This is a genomic window from Luteibacter sp. HAY1-4A (genome assembly GCF_056755355.1).
The window spans coordinates 1-1,024 of the sequence record NZ_JBNDHZ010000106.1; the positions used below are offsets into that span (position 1 = coordinate 1).

Consider the following 1,024-nt stretch of genomic DNA (forward strand, 5'->3'; position numbering starts at 1 on the left):
GTGATCAGCGCCGTGCGCGATGCCCAAGGCAACGACGTGCCGAACAACGGCACCACCTTCGATACCACCCTCACTCTTTCGGGCACCGCCCTCGCCAGCCAGACCGTCGAGCTCTTCGACGGCAGCACCTCCAAAGGCACCGCCACCGTCGGCACCAACGGTCAATGGAGCAAGCAACTCACCGGCCTGGCCGTGGGCAGTCACAGCTTCAAGGCCGTCGGCCAGTACGGCAGCCAGCCGGAGTCCAACGTGCGTACCGTCACCGTCGCTACCGCGACAGTCCCGGTGATCAGCGCCGTGCGCGACACCCAAGGCAACGACGTGCCGAACAACGGCACCACCTTCGATACCACCCTCACTCTCTCGGGCACCGCCCTCGCCAGCCAGACCGTCGAGCTCTTCGACGGCAGCACCTCCAAGGGCACCGCCACCGTCGGCACCAACGGTCAATGGAGCAAGCAACTCACCGGCCTGGCCGTGGGCAATCACAGCTTCAAGGCCGTCGGCCAGTACGGCAGCCAGCCGGAATCGGCTGTGCGTACCGTCACCGTCGCTACCGCGACAGTCCCGGTGATCAGCGCCGTGCGCGACGCCCAAGGCAACGACGTGCCGAACAACGGCACCACCTTCGATACCACCCTCACTCTCTCGGGCACCGCCCTCGCCAGCCAGACCGTCGAGCTCTTCGACGGCAGCACCTCCAAGGGCACCGCCACCGTCGGCACCAACGGTCAATGGAGCAAGCAACTCACCGGCCTGGCCGTGGGCAATCACAGCTTCAAGGCCGTCGGCCAGTACGGCAGCCAGCCGGAATCGGCCGTGCGTACCGTCACCGTCGCTACCGCGACAATCCCGGTGATCAGCGCCGTGCGCGACGCCCAAGGCAACGACGTGCCGAACAACGGCACCACCTTCGATACCACCCTCACTCTCTCGGGCACCGCCGCCGCCAGCCAGACCGTCGAGCTCTTCGACGGCAGCACCTCCAAGGGCACCGCCACCGTCGGCACCAACGGTCAATGGA

General features: G+C 66.8%; 1 pseudogene. It reads left to right on the forward strand.

Annotation, left to right across the window (positions count from 1 at the left end):
- Window positions 1–1,024, forward strand: a pseudogene (locus ACPYOD_RS19115) (hypothetical protein); the annotation flags it as partial.